General features: G+C 64.9%; 16 protein-coding genes and 1 riboswitch. Of the genes, 2 read left to right on the top strand and 14 right to left on the bottom strand.

All coding sequences use genetic code 11. The features are described 5' to 3' along the window. Positions 1-18 precede the first annotated feature (18 nt). The 7 genes from kdpA to NMB41_RS20635 form a co-directional block, all read right to left on the bottom strand. Positions 19-1824, bottom strand: a complete 1806-nt coding sequence (gene kdpA, locus NMB41_RS20605) for a potassium-transporting ATPase subunit KdpA (protein ID WP_494379663.1) — start codon at positions 1822-1824, stop codon at positions 19-21. Then, positions 1824-1910 (bottom strand): potassium-transporting ATPase subunit F, encoded by an 87-nt coding sequence (locus tag NMB41_RS20610; RefSeq protein WP_494382879.1) that lies wholly within the window; start codon positions 1908-1910, stop codon positions 1824-1826. Before NMB41_RS20610 ends, kdpA begins: the two co-directional genes overlap by 1 nt. Continuing rightward, positions 1910-1999 (bottom strand): potassium ABC transporter ATPase, encoded by a 90-nt coding sequence (locus tag NMB41_RS20615; RefSeq protein WP_494379664.1) that lies wholly within the window; start codon positions 1997-1999, stop codon positions 1910-1912. Before NMB41_RS20615 ends, NMB41_RS20610 begins: the two co-directional genes overlap by 1 nt. Positions 2000-2101: 102 nt before the next feature. Further along, the gene (locus tag NMB41_RS20620; RefSeq protein WP_494379665.1) at positions 2102-2851 is read right to left on the bottom strand and encodes a TorF family putative porin; all 750 of its coding nucleotides are present in this window, start codon (positions 2849-2851) and stop codon (positions 2102-2104) included. A gap of 241 nt (positions 2852-3092) precedes the next feature. Continuing rightward, on the bottom strand, positions 3093-4304 hold the full coding sequence (gene senA / locus NMB41_RS20625; protein ID WP_494379666.1) for a selenoneine synthase SenA: 1212 nt from the start codon (positions 4302-4304) through the stop codon (positions 3093-3095). Positions 4305-4740: 436 nt separating this feature from the next. Continuing rightward, the gene (locus tag NMB41_RS20630; protein ID WP_494379667.1) at positions 4741-5373 is read right to left on the bottom strand and encodes a hypothetical protein; all 633 of its coding nucleotides are present in this window, start codon (positions 5371-5373) and stop codon (positions 4741-4743) included. A gap of 120 nt (positions 5374-5493) precedes the next feature. Beyond that, positions 5494-6600, bottom strand: a complete 1107-nt coding sequence (locus NMB41_RS20635; RefSeq protein WP_494379668.1) for an S-(hydroxymethyl)glutathione dehydrogenase/class III alcohol dehydrogenase — start codon at positions 6598-6600, stop codon at positions 5494-5496. A 344-nt stretch (positions 6601-6944) separates the two neighbouring features. Here NMB41_RS20635 and NMB41_RS20640 point away from each other — a divergent pair, with 344 nt between their 5' ends. After that, positions 6945-8519 carry a S8 family serine peptidase gene (locus tag NMB41_RS20640; protein WP_494379669.1) on the top strand — a complete coding sequence of 525 codons (1575 nt, stop codon included), beginning with the start codon at positions 6945-6947 and terminating at the stop codon, positions 8517-8519. A gap of 69 nt (positions 8520-8588) precedes the next feature. Here the strand turns inward: NMB41_RS20640 and NMB41_RS20645 are convergent, their stop codons facing one another. From NMB41_RS20645 to thiC, 7 genes are all read right to left on the bottom strand, one after another. Then, entirely contained in the window at positions 8589-9257 is a 669-nt protein-coding gene (locus NMB41_RS20645) for an ion channel (RefSeq protein WP_494379670.1), read from the bottom strand. Positions 9258-9387: 130 nt separating this feature from the next. Beyond that, complete coding sequence (locus NMB41_RS20650) at positions 9388-9849, bottom strand: chemotaxis protein CheW (RefSeq protein ID WP_494382880.1); 462 nt, start codon at positions 9847-9849, stop codon at positions 9388-9390. 128 nt (positions 9850-9977) lie between these two features. After that, positions 9978-10601 (bottom strand): thiamine phosphate synthase, encoded by a 624-nt coding sequence (thiE, locus tag NMB41_RS20655; RefSeq protein WP_494379671.1) that lies wholly within the window; start codon positions 10599-10601, stop codon positions 9978-9980. A gap of 8 nt (positions 10602-10609) precedes the next feature. Further along, positions 10610-11359, bottom strand: a complete 750-nt coding sequence (thiD, locus tag NMB41_RS20660; protein WP_494379672.1) for a bifunctional hydroxymethylpyrimidine kinase/phosphomethylpyrimidine kinase — start codon at positions 11357-11359, stop codon at positions 10610-10612. After that, entirely contained in the window at positions 11356-12138 is a 783-nt protein-coding gene (locus NMB41_RS20665; RefSeq protein WP_494379673.1) for a thiazole synthase, read from the bottom strand. Before NMB41_RS20665 ends, thiD begins: the two co-directional genes overlap by 4 nt. Positions 12139-12150: 12 nt before the next feature. Continuing rightward, a complete protein-coding gene (thiS, locus tag NMB41_RS20670; protein WP_494379674.1) occupies positions 12151-12354 on the bottom strand; it encodes a sulfur carrier protein ThiS in 204 nt (67 codons plus the stop codon). 2 nt (positions 12355-12356) lie between these two features. Next, positions 12357-14270: a phosphomethylpyrimidine synthase ThiC gene (thiC, locus tag NMB41_RS20675; RefSeq protein WP_494379675.1), complete on the bottom strand. Its 1914-nt coding sequence runs from the start codon at positions 14268-14270 to the stop codon at positions 12357-12359. A 66-nt stretch (positions 14271-14336) separates the two neighbouring features. Beyond that, positions 14337-14439: riboswitch (TPP riboswitch) on the bottom strand. Between the two features lie 118 nt (positions 14440-14557). Between thiC and NMB41_RS20680 the strand changes: the two genes are divergently transcribed. Next, a complete protein-coding gene (locus NMB41_RS20680) occupies positions 14558-17356 on the top strand; it encodes a valine--tRNA ligase (protein ID WP_494379676.1) in 2799 nt (932 codons plus the stop codon). Positions 17357-17385 lie beyond the last annotated feature (29 nt).

A 17385-nucleotide genomic window follows, 5' to 3' on the forward strand; every position in this document is an offset into this window, starting at 1 on the left:
CTCCGGGGCCATGTATCGTTACTCCGTGTAGAGCTGCAGGTGTTCCACCACCGGGCCCAGGGCCAGGGCGGGAACGTAGTTCAGTACGCCGACGAGCAGCACCACCCCGACCAGCAAGCCGATGAAGACCGGTCCGTGGGTCGGCATGGTGCCCGGGTTGGCGGCCAGGCGCGGCTTGGCGGCGAGCGCACCGGCGATCGCCAGGATCGGCACGATCACCGCGAAGCGCCCGAACCACATGGCGATGGCCAGCATGGTGTTATAGAAAGGCGTGTTCGCGGACAGGCCGGCGAACGCGCTGCCGTTGTTGTTGGCGGCCGAACTGAAGGCGTACAGGATCTCGGAAAAGCCGTGCGCACCGGGATTGGCGATGCCGGCCTTGCCGGCGTCGAGCGAGACGGCGATCGCCGTGCCGGCCAGCACCAGTACCGGCGTCACCAGCACCGCGATCGAGGTCATCTTCATCTCGTAGCTGCCGATCTTCTTGCCCAGGTATTCCGGGGTGCGCCCGATCATCAGGCCGGCGATGAAGACGGCCAGGATGGCGAACACCAGCATGCCGTACAAGCCCGAGCCGACTCCGCCAAACACGACTTCGCCCAATTGCATCAGCAGCATCGGCACCATCCCGCCGAGCGGCGTGAAGGAGTCGTGCATGGCGTTCACGGCCCCGCACGAGGCAGCGGTGGTGACGGCGGCGAACAGGCTCGATGCCGAAATCCCGAAGCGCGTTTCCTTGCCTTCCATGTTGCCGCCGGCCTGGAACGCGCCGGCCGCCTGGTCGACGCCGAGTGCCGCCAGTTGCGGATGAACGCTTTGCTCGGCGCCCATCACGGCCAGGGTGGCGGCGACAAAGATCAAGCCCATCGCCGCCAGCACGGCAATGCCCTGGCGGATATCGCCGACCATGTGCCCGAAGGCGAAGCACAGCCCTGCCGGAATGAGGAAGATCGCCAGCATCTGCGCGAAGTTCGACAGCGGGGTCGGGTTTTCGAACGGGTGGGCCGAATTGGCATTGAAGAAGCCGCCGCCATTGGTGCCGAGCAGCTTGATCGCTTCCTGCGAGGCGACCGGGCCCATGGCGATCGACTGCGTGGTTGCGACGGTGCTCTGCATTACGGGCGCGCCCTGCGCATCCTTCACGGCCTGGCCATCGGCGCCGGTGGCGGGCACCGAATAGGTGACCGGCTCGACCAGCTGCACTTCCTGGTAGGCCGAGAAATTCTGGATCACGCCCTGCCCCATCAGGAAGACGGCCATCAGCAGCGACAGCGGCAACAGGACATACAGCGTCGAGCGGGTCAGGTCGACCCAGAAGTTGCCGATCGTGCTGGCCGAGCGCGCGGAAAAGCCGCGGATCAGGGCAAAAGCGACGGCCATGCCGGTGGCGGCCGAGAAGAAATTCTGGCCGGTCAGGCCGAGCATCTGGGTCAGGTAGCTCATCGTCTGTTCGCCGCTGTAGCCCTGCCAGTTGGTGTTGGCGACAAAACTGACCGCGGTATTGAACGAGGAATCCGGGCTGACGTTGCCGAGCGCCTGGGGATTGAGCGGAAGCCAGGCCTGCAGGCGCTGGAGCGCGAACACGAACAGCGCGCCGATGCCGTTAAAGACGAGCAAGGCAAGGGCATAGCCCTTCCAGCCCATGGTCGATTCGGGTGCCACGCCGGCAGCCCTGTAAAGCAGGCGCTCGATGCGCGCCAGCCAGTGCAGGCCCGGCACGGCGCCGCCGTCGCCGACGCGCGCAAGAATCCGGCCCAGCGGCCAGGCCAGCGTCAGCAGCACGGCCAGGAAGGCGCACAGCAGCGCCACGGATTGCATGGTCATCACAGCTCCTCCGCTTTCAGCAAGGCGCGGATCAGGTAGGCCAGCAGGCCGGCGGCAACGAACGCGCCGATGTACAGGATGTCCATCACTTGCCTTTCAACTTGTCGCAGCCGGCCGCGAAGGCCCAGGTCAGTGCGAAAAACAGCGCCAGCGCGCCGATAAAGATTGCGTCCATTTCACCCCTCTTGTGTGATGTTCTGCGATACGGCAAGCCTAGCGCTCGCCGCCTAAAGATTTTGTAAAAATGCGCGCGGCCGATGTAAACGCGGCGTAAAAATCAGAAGGTTTTGCTAAGCGTGACGACCAGGGCCGACTTGCCGAGGAACTTGCCGTTGGCAGGCGACGCATACGCCGTCTTGCCGGCATCGGTGCCGATGTAGGCGAGCGCGCCGGTCAGCACGCCGAAATCGCGGGTCAGGCCAATTTTCCAGTCGGTGTAGCTGGCCGCGGCGTTGTTGGCCACGCGCTGGTGCCCGGCATGCAGGTTGACGACCAGGCTGCCGCCGGCCTCGACATTGGCCGCCAGGTCGAGGTAGCCGCTGTTCTTGCTGTCGACGAAGCCGAACAGGTTGGTGACGGCTTGCGAATATTTGAGCAGGGCCGGACCGAAGGACAGCTGCGCATACAGCTCGGTCGTGTCGGCGCTGGCGAAACCTGGCACGCCCGAAAGGCCGTTCGAAGGATAGACATAGGTCAGCACCCCAATGTCGTAGCCGACGCCCTTGCCCAGGTCGCCGCGCTTGCCCGCGTACAGGTCGATCTCGATATCGCCGTCGCCGCCCGCATCAGTGGTCCATTTGATCGTCGAGGCCCAGGCGCCGGCATACAAGCCGGACGCGTTGTGGACGAGGTCGGCGCCGGCCTGGAGGGCAGGCCCAAGCCGGGTTTGCGAGATGCCGCGGTAGCGGTAGTCGCTGGTGAGAGCGGCATTAAAGCTCAGGTCCGTCGCTGCCTTCGCTTCGTCGGCCAGCGCATGGCCGGCGGCAAAGAAGGTCATCAGGATTGCAGCGGGTAAGGTCGTTTTCATGAAGAGACTCTCTAACGTACATGTTGAGGAAACCGGGTTTTTCGGCCAGAACTTGTTCGAGCGGAGCATCGCCAGCCGGCGCAAGGGCGTGAGGCAGCAGGCGTCCTTCGGGGATGTCTGATCGACCCGGAGAAGCGTATCAAGCCAGCCGTAAAAATTTTCTAAAAAGCCTGGGGGGAGATGTAAACGCGGCGTAAAAATGGCGCCCGGTGCCGGGCGACTGGCCAGGTTGATTGCGCCGTCAAAGAGCGCAGGTGCGGAAGCCCGCGAACACGTCGTCGCGCCCGGGCATGAAGAAATTGCGGAAATGGGCAGAGCGCAGGCGTGCTGGCGTCGCGAACGAGGCGCCGCGCAGGCCCTGGCAATTGCCGAACGACGGCGCCGAGTATTCTCGGTAGCGGTCGGCAGCGAAACCGGCATACGGCAGGAAGCGCGAGGCCGTCCACTCCCATAGCTGGCCCCAGGAAAAGCCGGGGGCGCCCGACACCGCAGCATATTCCCACTCGTGTTCCAGCGGCAGGCGCCGTCCGGCCCAGCGGCAATACGCTTCGGCCTCGTACAAGCTGACGTGCTGCACCGGCGCGGCGGGATCGAGTGCGACGGGGCTGCCGAAGCGCAGCGTCGTCCATTCTCCTTCTGTCACGTCCTGTTCCCAGTAGCGCGGCGCAACGCGCCGGCTGTGCGCCAGCCATGCACGGCCGGCTTCGCTCCAATAGCGTGGGCTCTGGTAGCCGCCCTCGCGCACGAAGGCAAGATAGGCCGTGTTCGACACCAGGCCGGCGTCGATCGCGAACGGGGCGACATGGCAAACGGCCGGCTGCCGCTCGTTGTCGAAGACAAAACCGCGCGACTGCTCGCCGCCGAGGAGCAGGCTGCCGCCGGCAAGGGCGATCTCGCCCGCGCTCCCGACGCCGCCTGCCGCACCGGCCGTGAGCGCGCCGGATACGGGCGGCGCGGCGCCGAGGGTCTGCAAGGTGTACAGCAGGGCTTCGCCGTGCATGTCTTCGTGCGCCAGCACCAGGCGATAGGGGTAGAGCGAGGCGTCATCGTCGCCGCTGCCGGCAAGACGGGCGCGGATCGCGTCCAGCACCTCGCGGCAATAGGTTTTGAGCGCGCTTGTGGCGGGAAGATCGAGCGTCCAGCGCGCCTCGTGCGGCACCGTGCCGGAGTCGAACCAGTCGTCCGCGTGCGCAAGCCGCGACGGGCCGCTGGCCTCGTCCCGCTGGGTGCCGCTGGCCTCGCGCAGGACGAACCACTCGGCGAACCAGGCGATATGCCCCAGTTCCCACAGGGGCGGGTTCAGGATGGCAAGACGCGGCAGCCGGACCGGCTGGTCGTAGCCGGCCGCCGCCAGGGCGTCGTACAGGGCCAGCGTACGCTGCCGCGCGTCCTGCAAGGCGGCATCCAGGGCGCGAGGCCCCATCCGGCGAAACGATGCATGGTGATCTTTCATGCACCTATTTTACGGCCTGGACAGCTGGGGTCAGGTCTGACATTTAGACACGAGCTCTGCAGCATGTACGCTTCAGGCCGTGTCCGAATGTCAGACCTGACCCCTGCCCGCGGCCCCATCCGGCGAAACGATGCATGGTGATCTTTCATGCACCTATTTTACGGCCTGGACAGCTGGGGTCAGGTCTGACATTTAGACACGAGCTCTGCAGCATGTACGCTTCAGGCCGTGTCCGAATGTCAGACCTGACCCCTGCCCGCGGCCCCAGGGCGCGCGGCCCCATCCGGCGAAACGATGCATGGTGATCTTTCATGCACCTATTTTACGGCCTGGACAGCTGGGGTCAGGTCTGACATTTGGACACGAGCTCTGCAGCATGTACGCTTCAGGCCGTGTCCGAATGTCAGACCTGACCCCTGCCCGGGAGGCGTGAAGATCAGCTGCGTTTCGGCGCCGGCCGCGCCTTGCCGCCGGCGAGGGCCTCCGTGATGATGCCGCGCGTGGTGCGGTCGGCCTCCTTCTGCTGGGCTTCCATGTGCTCGCCCAGCGCTTCGATCTTCTTGCCCAGCGCTTCCATGGGCTTGCCGGCCTCCTCCATCTGCTTGCCGAGGGTTTCCATCTTCGTGCGGTTCAGGGTCACCGAGGCCAGCGCCATCTGGTTGCCGTACTTGCCCATGACTTCGCCATGGCGGCCCATTTCCTTGCCGTGCTTTTCCATCTCGGCGGCGGTCTTTTCCATCGGCGCCCAGGCCTGGCGCACGCGCTCGAGCAGCGCTGCGTCCTGCACGATGTATTCCTTGCCGTCCTTGCGGAACCAGAAGAATTCGCCCTCCACGGCGCGCTTGATGGCCGCCATCTCTGCCTCGCGCACGTTGTTGCCGCTGATGTCCAGGCGTGAACCGGCGCGCACCAGGGCGTAAGGGTCGCCGCCTTCGACGCGGTGCATGCCGCGCACGGCCTGCACGCCGTCCGACGGCGGCGCGGCGTGCACGCTGAGCAAGGGGGCGACGCAGGCGGCAGCAGCGGCGCTCAGCAGGAGCGCGTTACGGATGGTGTGGGATGCGAACATGGTGTCCTCCAGAAGCCGATTGGCGATGGAGTGACTGTAGAAGAACAGAGTGCCGCCTGCCCGCCCGATGCGACGAACGGTCGCTTTCGCGGAACAGGCGACAAAAACAACGCGGATTACTTAATAGACCACGACCGAGCGAATCGACTCGCCCGACTTCATCAGATCAAAGCCTTCGTTGATGCGTTCGAGCGGCAGGTGGTGGGTGATCAGGTCGTCGATGTTGATCTTGTTTTCCATGTACCAGTCGACGATCTTCGGCACGTCGGTGCGGCCGCGCGCGCCACCGAAAGCGGAACCCTTCCACACGCGGCCCGTCACCAGCTGGAACGGACGGGTCGAAATTTCCGCGCCCGCCTCGGCCACGCCGATGATGATCGACTGGCCCCAGCCCTTGTGGCAGCACTCGAGCGACTGGCGCATGGTGGTCACATTGCCGATGCATTCGAAACTGTAGTCGGCGCCGCCGTCGGTGATCTGGACAATGCTGTCCACAACGTTCTCCACCTGGCTCGGATTGACGAAATGCGTCATGCCGAACTTGCGCGCCATCGCTTCGCGCGCCGGGTTCAGGTCGACCCCGATGATCTTGTCGGCGCCGACCATCTTCGCCGCCTGGATCACGTTCAGGCCGATACCGCCGAGGCCGAACACGACGACGTTGGCGCCCGCTTCCACCTTGGCCGTGAAGATCACGGCGCCGATGCCGGTCGTGACGCCGCAGCCGATGTAGCAGATCTTGTCGAACGGCGCGTCGCTGCGCACCTTGGCCAGCGCGATCTCCGGCACCACGATGTAGTTCGAGAAGGTCGAGGTGCCCATGTAGTGGTAGATCGGCTTGCCGTCGATCGAAAAGCGCGAGGTGGCGTCCGGCATCAGGCCGCGGCCCTGGGTCGAGCGGATCGCCTGGCACAGGTTGGTCTTTTGCGACAGGCAGAATTTGCACTGGCGGCATTCCGGCGTGTACAGGGGGATGACGTGGTCGTCTTTACGCAAACTGGTCACGCCCGGGCCGACGTCGACGACGACGCCCGCGCCTTCATGGCCGAGGATGGCCGGGAACAGGCCTTCCGGGTCGGCGCCCGAGAGCGTGTAGTAATCGGTGTGGCAGATGCCGGTGGCCTTGACTTCGACCAGTACCTCGCCGGCCTTCGGGCCTTCGAGCTCGACTTCTTCGATCGTGAGCGGCTGGCCCGCTTTCCACGCAATGGCTGCCTTGGTTTTCATGGGGTTTCCTGTGAAGTGGTATGAAAAGTGTTTGCCATCATACCAAGCGCAGGAAAACAACGTCGCCTATGCACTCCGCAAATTTGCTGCACATGCACAATGCCCGGGGCCAAAAATATATCACTAAATAAACCACCTATACCGTTTTCAACTGTGCACGTGTGCAACATTGCAACACGGCTGAGCACGGTTGATTTGTCAATTGCCCATACATACATTCCGTGACTACACTGATCTCAGCCGGTGCAGTTGCCTCACCCACGGCGAACAATGCGTTTATAAAAAACGTGCACGCGAGCTCAGAATCGCGGCATTTCAATAGGCTTTTATACGGAGAAGTAAACATGGTTCAGCGTACCGCTCGTGCTTCAAAGACCTTCCGCCTCTGCCTCGCCGCTGCCGCGGTCGGGATTCTCTGCAATACCGCCAGCGCCGCTCCTGTGGTCGATTCGGACACCACCCGCGTCATCGTCAAATTCAAGAAGGGCCAGAAAGCGCTGCTGAAATCGCTGGTCGGCAATCTCAAAGGCAAAGTGAAGCATGAGATCTTCAATGAAGATGCCATGGCGATCGAAGTGCCGCGCGCGGCCCTGAAAGGCCTGGAAAACAACCCGAACGTCGAATACATCGAAGAAGACGCGAAGCGCTACCCGCTGGCCCTGACCAGCCCATCGACCGGCACGCCCTACACCGCCGGCCAGCTGGTCCCATACGGCATCAAGCAGGTGCAGGCCGACCTGCTGAGCGACTCGGTCGCCGCCAACCGCAAGGTCTGCATCATCGACTCGGGCTACGACCGCAACCACGAAGACCTGTCGGCCAATAACGTCACCGGCGAGTACGACGCCGGCACCGGCTGGTGGTACACCGACGAGAACCACCACGGCACCCACGTCGCCGGCACCATCGCCGCGATCAACAACAGCGGCACCGGCGTGGTCGGCGTGAATTCGAACAAGCAGCTCAAGCTGCACATCGTCAAGGTCTTCGGTCCGGACGCCTGGGCCTATTCGTCGAGCCTGGCCTCGGCTGCCAACAAGTGTAAAGCGGCAGGCGCCAACGTGATCTCGATGTCGCTGGGCGGCTCGATGTCGAACAACACCGAGAAGAACACCTTCGCTTCGCTGGAAACGGCCGGCATCCTCAGCATCGCCGCCTCCGGCAACGACGGCAATACCCGTGCCTCCTACCCTGCCGGCTATGCCAGCGTGGTCTCGGTCGGCGCGGTCGACGAGAACAAGGCCTGGGCCACCTTCTCGCAGTACAACAGCAAGGTCGAACTGGCCGGTCCCGGCGTCGGCGTGCTCTCGACCGTCCCGATGGGCAGCGGCCAGGAAGCGGTCCTGTCGGTCGGCGCCAGCACCTATGCACCGGGCGCGATGGAAGGTTCGCCGGTCACCACCGCGACCGCGCCGCTGGCCGATTTCGGCATCGGCGACAAGGTCAACACCGCCGTCTCGGGCAAGGTCTGCCTGATCGCCCGCGGCACGGTCGACTTCGCGGTCAAGGTCAGCAACTGCCAGAACAGCGGCGGCGTCGGCGCCGTGGTGTACAACAACGTGGCAGGCGCCTTCGGCGGCACGCTGGGCACCGTCGTGACCAACATCCCGTCGGTCACCGCGACCGATGTCGATGGCACCGCGATGAAGGCGCAGCTCGGCCAGAGCGCCACCGTCGGCATCAAGGCATCGAACTACGCTTACTTCGACGGCACCTCGATGGCCACGCCGCACGTGTCGGCCGTTGCCGCCCTGGTGTGGAGCTACTTCCCGACCTGTACCGGCAAGCAGATCCGCACCTCGCTCGGCAAGAGCGCGCTGGACCTGGGCACCGCCGGCCGCGACACCAAGTACGGTTTCGGCCTGGTGCAGGCGAAAGCTGCTTACGACCGCATCAAGTCGCTGGGCTGCGGCATGTAATGCGGTAGCAGGTGGAATGTAGAAGAGGACGCCTCGGCGTCCTCTTTTTTTTATGGCGGCGACAGCGCCTTATTTCGACGACGGCTGCATCGTCAGGCCGATCAGGCGCGCCACCACCGAGGCCAGGTACATCAGGCCGACGAACATTTCGATGCTGGCCAGCGAACGCGCGTGCACGGTGAGCGGAATGACGTCGCCGATGCCGGTGGAGGACAGCAGCGCGAAGCTGAGGTAATTGAGTTCGGTCCAGGTGCGCGGCAGTTCGGGGTTCACCGCCGCGCCGAACGAATGCGGCGCCAACGCCTGCACCACCATGTACAGGTGGGTGAAACCCCAGGCCAGCAGCGTGAACGTGGAGCCGGCGGCGTACAGCTCGTCGGTGGTGACGTGGCGGTCGGCCAGCATGTAGGCGATCAGGCTCGCCGCGGCATAGAAATAGAAGACAGCCTCGATCGCCGAGGACCAGACCTGCAGGTAAGGCAAGTCGAAGAACATCTGCGCCGTCAGAAGGGCGACGATCGGAATAGCCATCGCCACGCTAAACCAGGTATGGCCAGGCGTGCGCCGCACCATGCGGATGGTGAAGGTCAGGATCACGATGCCGAAGGCGTTGAAGGCCACGTGACCGAAACGGGTCTGTTCGAGGAAGGGATACAAGAGCATGCCGAGCAGCTGGGCCAGCAACAGGATGGCCGACGGGTGGCGCCGGGTACGGACGATCAGGCGAAGCAGGCGCATCGTTGTCTCAATAAGAATGGTCGATCCGCTATTGTATGCACAAGCGCGGCGCGCGCGCGGCACGCAGGAGCCTGGCATGAAAAAACCCGCCTCGCGGGCGGGTTTCAGGGGGCGGCGTTGCGCAGCGTTCTCAGGCTGCTACCGCGTCGATGACGCCCATGTCTTCCGACGACATCAGGCGGTTGATGTCGACCAGGATGATCATGCGTTCGTCGACCGTGCCCAGGCCCACGACATAGTCGGTGTTCAACGAGGTGCCCATGTCCGGCGCAGGCTTGATCTGCTCGGCGGTGAGCGTGATCACGTCGGAGACCGAATCGACCACCATGCCCACCACGCGGTCCTGGATGTTCAGGATGATCACGACGGTGAACTGGTTGTAGGTCGGCTCGCCGAGCTTGAACTTGATGCGCATGTCGACGATCGGCACGATGGTGCCGCGCAGGTTGACCACGCCCTTGACGTGTTCCGGCGCGCTGGCGATGCGCGTCACCGATTCGTAGCCGCGGATTTCCTGCACCTTGAGGATCTTGATGCCGTATTCCTCGTTGCCGAGTTTAAAGGCGAGCGCTTCGAGCACGCCGTCGTTCATCAGCATGTTGTCCATGGTAGTGAGTGAGTACTAAAGAAGAGAATACCGGGATTATATATTTTTGCCGTACAGCAATAAATAGCGAAGCGTCCCGAAAGCCTGTTTTGTCTCGCTCCTGCAACGAGACCTCATGCTGGCCTTGGTCGGTCGAACAAGGCCTTCATCCTTCGCGCTGCGTCTTCCGGCGCCGGGTCGGCATAGATGCTGGTGATGGCCGCCACCATGTCGGCCCCGCGCGCCACCAGCGGCCCGGCGTTGGTGGGCGTCATGCCGCCAATGACGACCAGCGGCAGCCTGAGTGCCGCGCGCGCCGTCTCCAGCAGCGCCGGCGGCGTGACGAAATCATAGCGTTTGACGGGAGAAGGATAAAAGCCGCCGAAGGCTGCGTAGCTGGCGCCCGCCGCCTGCGCGGCCTGGGACAGCGCCAGGTCGCCGTAGCAGGAGGCGCCGACGATTTTTGTGGGGCCGAGCGCCAGGCGTGCCTGCGCCAGCGCGGCGTCGGCGGCGCCCAGGTGCACGCCGTCGGCGTCGATGCGCATGCACAGCTCGACGTGGTCGTTGATGACCAGCCGGCGGCCGTAGCGCCGGCACAGCGCCAGCAGCGCCGTGGCCTGCTCCAGGCGCAGGCCGGGCGCCGCGTCTTTCTGGCGGTACTGCACCAACACCGCGCCGCCGCGCAGGGCGGCGCCGGTTGCATCGAGCAGGCGGTCGGTATCGACCCAGTTCGGGGTGACGAGGTATAAGCCGCGCATGGTGTTCCTTACAGGGTGGGTTGAAGGAAGCGGCGCGGAATGCGCTGCCCCGCTGCGATCGCGAACGACTGGGCCAGCGCGGCATGGCAATAGGCCTGGGCCGCGCCGAGGGCGCCGAGCATGTCCTCGCCCAGCGCCAGCCGTCCGGCCAGGGCGGCGGCCAGGGTGCAGCCGCTGCCGTGGAACTGGCCCGGCAGGCGCGGCCAGCGCCAGCGCTGCACCAGCTCGCCGTCGCAATACCAGCGGTTGACGACGAAGCTGCCTTCGCCATGGCCGCCGGTGATCAGGAGGTGGCGGCACGGAACCTCGCCGATATCGCAGGCTTCCGGTTCGTTCGGCAGCGCGATCGTGGCCAGCGCCAGCAGCGTGTGCACGCTGCCCAGCGGGTCGCCGGTGCCGAGGGCGTCGCCGCGGCCGCTGGCCAGGATCGGGTCGAGCACGATCGGCAAATCCGGATCGCGCGCACGCAAGCGCTGCAGCAGGCCGGCGATGGCGCGCGCATTCTCGCCGCTGCCCGGAATGCCGATCTTGACCGCGCGGATGTCGCACACGCCCATCAAGGCCTCGGCCTGGCGCAGCACGAGGGCGGTGTCGACCGGGGCCACGGCGTGCACCCGGTTGTTGTCCTGCACCGTGAGCGCGGTGGCCACCGGCATCGCATGGGCTCCTTGCGCGGCGACCGCCAGCACGTCGGCCGCCAGGCCCGCCCCGCCGCCGGGATCGAGCCCGGCGAAGACCAGTACGCAAGGCGTGCTCACGTCACCGTCCCTGCGACCGGCGACGAAGGCGAGGCCGCGAAGCGCCTCGGCATGCGCCCGGCCAGGCGGGCTTCGCGCCCGGCCTGCACCGCCAGCTTCATCGCGCGCGCCATCCGCACCGGGTCTCCGGCACTGGCGATGGCCGTGTTCATCAGCACGCCGTCGCAGCCCAGTTCCATGGCGATGGCCGCATCCGAGGCCGTGCCGACGCCGGCGTCGACCAGCACCGGCACCGTGGCCTGTTCGATGATCAGCGACAGGTTCCACGGATTGAGGATGCCCATCCCCGAGCCGATCAGGGAAGCCAGCGGCATCACGGCCACGCAGCCGATCTCCTGCAGGATGCGCGCCTGCACCGGGTCGTCGCTGCAGTAGACCATCACGTCGAAACCGTCGCGCACCAGCGTCTCGGCCGCGCGCAGGGTTTCCGGCATGTGCGGGAACAGGGTTTGCGGGTCACCCAGCACCTCGAGCTTGACGAGCTTGCGCCCGCCCAGCAGCTCGCGCGCCATCTGCAGCGTGTAGACGGCGTCCCTGGCGTTGTAGCAGCCGGCGGTATTGGGCAGGATCGTGAAGCGATCGAGCGGCAGCACGTCGAGCAGATTCGGCACGCCCGGGTCCTGGCCGATGTTTACGCGCCGGATCGCCACCGTCACGATCTCGGCTTCGGCGGCCAGGGTCGCTTCGCGCGTTTCGTCGAGGTCGCGGTACTTGCCGCTGCCGACCAGCAGGCGCGAACGGTAGGTCTTGCCTGCGATGGTGAGTAAGTCGTGGTTCATTGTCGTCTCCAGTTAGCCGCCGCCGATGGCGCGCACGATGTCCACCCGGTCCTGGCCCGCCAGCAGCCGCTCGCTCCACTGCTGGCGCGGCACCACCTGGCGGTTCACGGCCAGCGCCAGCGCCTGGCTCCCCATGCCGAGCGCACGCACCAGGTCTTCCAGCGTCTGGCCTTGCGGCAGGCGGTAGGGCGCGCCATTGAGTTCGATGTCGAGCATGGTCATACCTCGCGGTACAGCTTCGCACCGCCGCGCACGAACTCGATCGCCTTTTCCTGCATGCCCTGCGCCAGCGCCTGGTGTGCGTCGATTCCCCCTGCTGCGGCGTAGGCGCGCACTTCCTGGGTGATCTTCATCGAGCAGAAATGCGGGCCGCACATCGAGCAGAAGTGCGCGACCTTGCTCGATTCCTTCGGCAGCGTGGCGTCGTGGAAGGCGCGCGCCTTGTCCGGGTCGAGCCCGAGGTTGAACTGGTCTTCCCAGCGAAATTCGAAGCGTGCTTTCGACAAGGCGTTGTCGCGGATCTGCGCACCCGGATGGCCCTTGGCAAGGTCGGCCGCGTGGGCGGCGATCTTATAGGTGATGATCCCGTCTTTCACATCGCCCTTGTCGGGCAGGCCGAGGTGCTCCTTCGGCGTCACGTAGCACAGCATGGCGGTGCCGTACCAGCCGATGTGGGCCGCGCCGATGCCGGAGGTGATGTGGTCGTAGCCGGGCGCGATGTCGGTGGTCAGGGGCCCGAGCGTATAGAACGGGGCTTCTTCGCACTGTTCCAGCTGCAGGCGCATGTTTTCGCGGATCAGGTGCAGCGGCACGTGGCCGGGTCCCTCGATCATGGTCTGCACGTCGTGCTTCCAGGCGATCTGCGTGAGTTCGCCGAGCGTTGCGAGTTCGGCCAGCTGGGCTTCGTCGTTGGCGTCGTAGATCGAGCCGGGCCGCAAGCCGTCGCCCAGGCTGAAGGCGACGTCATACATTTTCATGATGCCGCAGATCTCTTCGAAATGCGTGTAGAGGAAGGACTCCTTGTGGTGCGCCAGGCACCACTTGGCCATGATCGAGCCGCCGCGCGACACAATACCTGTCAGGCGTTTCACCGTCATCGGCACATACGCGAGGCGCACGCCGGCGTGGATCGTGAAGTAATCGACGCCCTGCTCGGCCTGTTCGATCAGCGTGTCGCGGTAGATCTCCCAGGTCAGGTCCTCGGCCTTGCCGTTCACCTTTTCCAGCGCCTGGTAGAGCGGCACGGTGCCGATCGGGACCGGGCTGTTACGGATGATCCATTCGCGCGTCTCGTGGATATGCTTGCCGGTCGAGAGGTCCATCACGTTGTCGGCGCCCCAGCGGATCGCCCAGGTCATCTTTTCCACCTCCTCGCCGATCGAGGAGGTCACGGCCGAGTTGCCGATGTTGGCGTTGATCTTGACCAGGAAATTGCGGCCGATGATCATCGGCTCGCTTTCCGGATGGTTGATGTTGGCCGGGATGATGGCGCGCCCGCGGGCCACTTCCGCGCGCACGAATTCCGGCGTGATCTCGCCGGGAATGGCGGCGCCGAAGGACTGGCCAGGATGCTGGCGGCCCAGCAGTGCGGCCGTGCGCTGTCCCATCGGCCCGCTTTCCTCCAGCTGCGCCAGGTACTCCTTGCGGCGCAGGTTTTCGCGCAGGGCGACGAATTCCATCTCGGGCGTAACGATCCCCCGGCGGGCGTAGTGCATCTGGGTGACGTTGGCGCCCTCTTTCGCGCGCCTCGGCTTGCTCTGCAGCTCGAAGCGCAGGGCGTCGAGGCTGGCGTCATTCAGGCGCGCAGCGCCGAAGTGCGAGCTCGGACCAATCAGCTGTTCGGTGTCGCCGCGCTCGGCGATCCAGTTGGCCCGCATCGGCGCCAGGCCGCGCCGGATGTCGACCTGCACGGCCGGATCGGTGTAGGGACCCGAGGTGTCGTAGACAAAGACCGGGGGATTGGCCTCGCCGCCGAAACTGTCGGGCGTGTCGCTCTGCGCGACGGCGCGCATCGGCACGCGGATGTCGGGGCGGCTGCCTTCGAGGAAGACCTTGGTCGAATTGGGAAACGGTGCGATGGCGGCCAGGTCCACCGTGGCGGTGGCGGCGTCGAACTTCAGTGGTGCATTCATGCGGCTCCTTTGGGCAGGAGCCAGCAAAGGAGTCGGAGAAGACCGGCGACGCATGCGCGCCGCCGGTGGAACATCTCGAAGCTTCCCTTCGCTGGCATTATCCAGATCAGGTTCAGAGGGTATTTCTCACCCGCGCATCAAACGATGCGCAGGACCCCTAGCGTGTGCTGCCATTTCGGCAACGGGCGAATTATAGCCCGTGCTGCGGTTTTGGCAACCCCCCACGTCCGCATACCCGCCCTCCTCCTCTATAATGGTCCTTTCGTACATTCAAACGCCATCACATCATGGAATTAGCCAAGTCTTTCGAGCCCGCCGACATTGAACAATACTGGCGCGCCGAGTGGGAACAGCGCGGGTATTTCGCCGCCACCATGGACGCCGACAAGCCGGCGTTCAGCATCCAGCTGCCGCCGCCGAACGTGACGGGCACGCTGCACATGGGCCACGCGTTCAACCAGACCGTGATGGATGGCCTGACCCGTTACTACCGCATGCGCGGGTTCAATACCGCCTGGATCCCGGGCACCGACCACGCCGGCATCGCGACGCAAATCGTCGTCGAGCGCCAGCTCGACGCCCAGAAGATTTCGCGCCACGACCTCGGCCGTGACGAGTTCATCAAGAAGGTCTGGGAGTGGAAGGAACAGTCGGGCAACACGATCACCGGCCAGATGCGCCGCCTGGGCGCCTCACCCGACTGGCAGCGCGAATACTTCACGATGGACGAGACGCGTTCCAAGACGGTGTCGGAAGTCTTCGTGCGCCTGTACGAGCAGGGCCTGATCTACCGCGGCAAGCGCCTGGTGAACTGGGATCCGAAGCTGGGCACCGCCGTCTCCGACCTGGAAGTCGATTCGGTCGAAGAAGACGGCTCGATGTGGTACATCCAGTACCCGATGGCCGACGGCTCCGGCAGCCTGACGGTGGCCACCACCCGTCCTGAAACCATGCTGGGCGACGTGGCCGTGGCGGTCGACCCGACCGATGAGCGCTATATCCACCTGGTCGGCAAGATGCTCAAGCTGCCGCTGACCGGGCGCGAGATCCCGATCATCGCCGACAGCTACGTCGACAAGGAATTCGGTACCGGCTGCGTGAAGATCACGCCGGCGCACGACTTCAACGACTACGCCGTGGGCCAGCGCGCGGGCCTGGCGCCGATCACGATCATGACGCTGGACGCCAAGATCAACGAGAACGGCCCGGCCCAGTACCAGGGCCTGGACCGTTTCGCCGCGCGCAAGCAGATCGTCGCCGACTTAGAGGCGCTCGGCCTGCTCGAGCAAGTCAAGCCGCACAAGCTGATGGTGCCGCGCGGCGACCGTACCGGCGTCGTCATCGAGCCGATGCTGACCGACCAGTGGTTCGTCGCCATGACGAAACCGGCGCCGGAAGGCACCTTCAATCCCGGCAAGTCGATCACCGAAGTGGCGCTGGAAAAGGTCGCCAATGGCGAGATCAAGTTCGTGCCCGAGAACTGGAGCACGACCTATAACCAGTGGCTGGGCAACATCCAGGACTGGTGCATCTCGCGCCAGCTGTGGTGGGGCCACCGCATCCCGGCCTGGTTCGACGAAAGCGGCAACATCATCGTCGCGCGCGACGAGGAAGAAGCGAAAGCCAAGGCCGCAGCACAAGGCATCACCGGCGAACTGCGCCGCGACGAAGACGTGCTCGACACCTGGTTCTCGTCGGCGCTGGTGCCCTTCTCGACCATGGGCTGGCCCGAAGAAACGCCGGACATGAAGATGTTCCTGCCCTCCTCGGTGCTGGTGACCGGCTTCGACATCATCTTCTTCTGGGTCGCGCGCATGGTCATGATGACCGCGCACTTCACGAATAAAGTGCCGTTCGAGACCGTGTACGTGCATGGCCTGGTGCGCGATTCGCAGGGCCAGAAGATGTCCAAGTCGAAGGGCAATACCCTCGACCCGATCGACCTGATCGACGGCATCGACATCGAGTCGCTGGTGGCGAAACGCACCGCCGGCCTGATGGACCCGCGCGCCGCCGAGAAGATCGCGAAAGCCACGCGTAAAGAGTTCCCGACCGGGATCCCGGCCTTCGGCACCGACGCCGTGCGCTTCACGATGGCGAGCTACGCTTCGCTCGGCCGCAACATCAATTTCGACCTGGGCCGCGCCGAGGGCTACCGCAACTTCTGCAACAAGCTGTGGAACGCGACCCGCTTCGTGATGATGAACACGGAAGGCAAAGACTGCGGCAAGCCGGATGACGCCGACCTGTCGCAGGCCGACAAGTGGATCATCTCGCTGATGAACCGCGCCGAGCTCGAAGTGGCGAAAGGCTTTGCCGACTACCGCTTCGACAACATCGCCAGCGCCATCTACAAATTCGTCTGGGACGAGTACTGCGACTGGTACCTGGAAGTGGCCAAGGTCACGGTCCAGCAAGGTACGGAAGCCCAGCAGCGCGCCACGCGCCACACCTTGCTGCGCGTGCTGGAAGTGATCCTGCGCCTGGCGCATCCGATCATTCCGTTCGTGACCGAAGCCCTGTGGCAGGCGATCGCGCCGATGGCCGGCAAGACAGGCGACTCGATCATGCTGCAGCCCTACCCGATCGCCAACGAAGCGCTGATCGATGAAGGCGCCGAAGCCTGGATGGCGCAGCTCAAAGACCTGACCAATGCGACGCGTAACCTGCGCGGCGAAATGAAGCTGTCGCCGTCGGTGCGCGTGCCGCTGATCGTCGAGCCGGGCAACGACAGCGACCGCGCCAACATGCAGGGCTTTGCGCCCTTCATCGCTTCCCTCGGCAAACTGGCGGAAGTGCAGATCGTCGAGGCCTTGCCGGAGTCGCCGGCGGCCGTGTCGATCGTCGGCACGACCAAGCTGATGCTGAAGGTGGAGATCGACGTCGCCGCCGAACGCGAGCGCCTGTCGAAGGAGATCGCGCGCATCGAGGGCGAGATCGCGAAAGCCAACGGCAAGCTCTCGAGCGAAAGCTTCGTCGCCCGCGCGCCGGCGGCGGTGGTCGCGCAAGAGAAGGAACGCCTGGCGAACTTCTCGGCCACGATCGAGAAGATGCGCGAGCAGCTGGGCAAACTCGCTGCGGGCTGATCCCGCTGCACACGAAACGCGGCCCACTG

The organism is Massilia sp. FBCC-B171 (genome assembly GCF_059134155.1).

Bases quoted from the DNA above. Each gene is read 5' to 3' on its own strand.
- NMB41_RS20610 (WP_494382879.1), bottom strand. From the start codon at position 1,910: ATGGACATCCTGTACATCGGCGCGTTCGTTGCCGCCGGCCTGCTGGCC.
- NMB41_RS20635 (WP_494379668.1), bottom strand. From the start codon at position 6,600: ATGAAAACCAAGGCAGCCATTGCGTGGAAAGCGGGCCAGCCGCTCACG.
- thiE (WP_494379671.1), bottom strand. From the start codon at position 10,601: ATGCGCGGCTTATACCTCGTCACCCCGAACTGGGTCGATACCGACCGC.
- NMB41_RS20630 (WP_494379667.1), bottom strand. From the start codon at position 5,373: ATGTTCGCATCCCACACCATCCGTAACGCGCTCCTGCTGAGCGCCGCT.
- NMB41_RS20645 (WP_494379670.1), bottom strand. From the start codon at position 9,257: ATGCGCCTGCTTCGCCTGATCGTCCGTACCCGGCGCCACCCGTCGGCC.
- NMB41_RS20620 (WP_494379665.1), bottom strand. From the start codon at position 2,851: ATGAAAACGACCTTACCCGCTGCAATCCTGATGACCTTCTTTGCCGCC.
- thiC (WP_494379675.1), bottom strand. From the start codon at position 14,270: ATGAATGCACCACTGAAGTTCGACGCCGCCACCGCCACGGTGGACCTG.
- NMB41_RS20650 (WP_494382880.1), bottom strand. From the start codon at position 9,849: ATGAACGACGGCGTGCTCGAAGCGCTCGCCTTTAAACTCGGCAACGAG.
- kdpA (WP_494379663.1), bottom strand. From the start codon at position 1,824: ATGACCATGCAATCCGTGGCGCTGCTGTGCGCCTTCCTGGCCGTGCTG.
- senA (WP_494379666.1), bottom strand. From the start codon at position 4,304: ATGAAAGATCACCATGCATCGTTTCGCCGGATGGGGCCTCGCGCCCTG.
- NMB41_RS20615 (WP_494379664.1), bottom strand. From the start codon at position 1,999: ATGGACGCAATCTTTATCGGCGCGCTGGCGCTGTTTTTCGCACTGACC.
- NMB41_RS20665 (WP_494379673.1), bottom strand. From the start codon at position 12,138: ATGAACCACGACTTACTCACCATCGCAGGCAAGACCTACCGTTCGCGC.
- thiS (WP_494379674.1), bottom strand. From the start codon at position 12,354: ATGCTCGACATCGAACTCAATGGCGCGCCCTACCGCCTGCCGCAAGGC.
- NMB41_RS20640 (WP_494379669.1), top strand. From the start codon at position 6,945: ATGGTTCAGCGTACCGCTCGTGCTTCAAAGACCTTCCGCCTCTGCCTC.
- NMB41_RS20680 (WP_494379676.1), top strand. From the start codon at position 14,558: ATGGAATTAGCCAAGTCTTTCGAGCCCGCCGACATTGAACAATACTGG.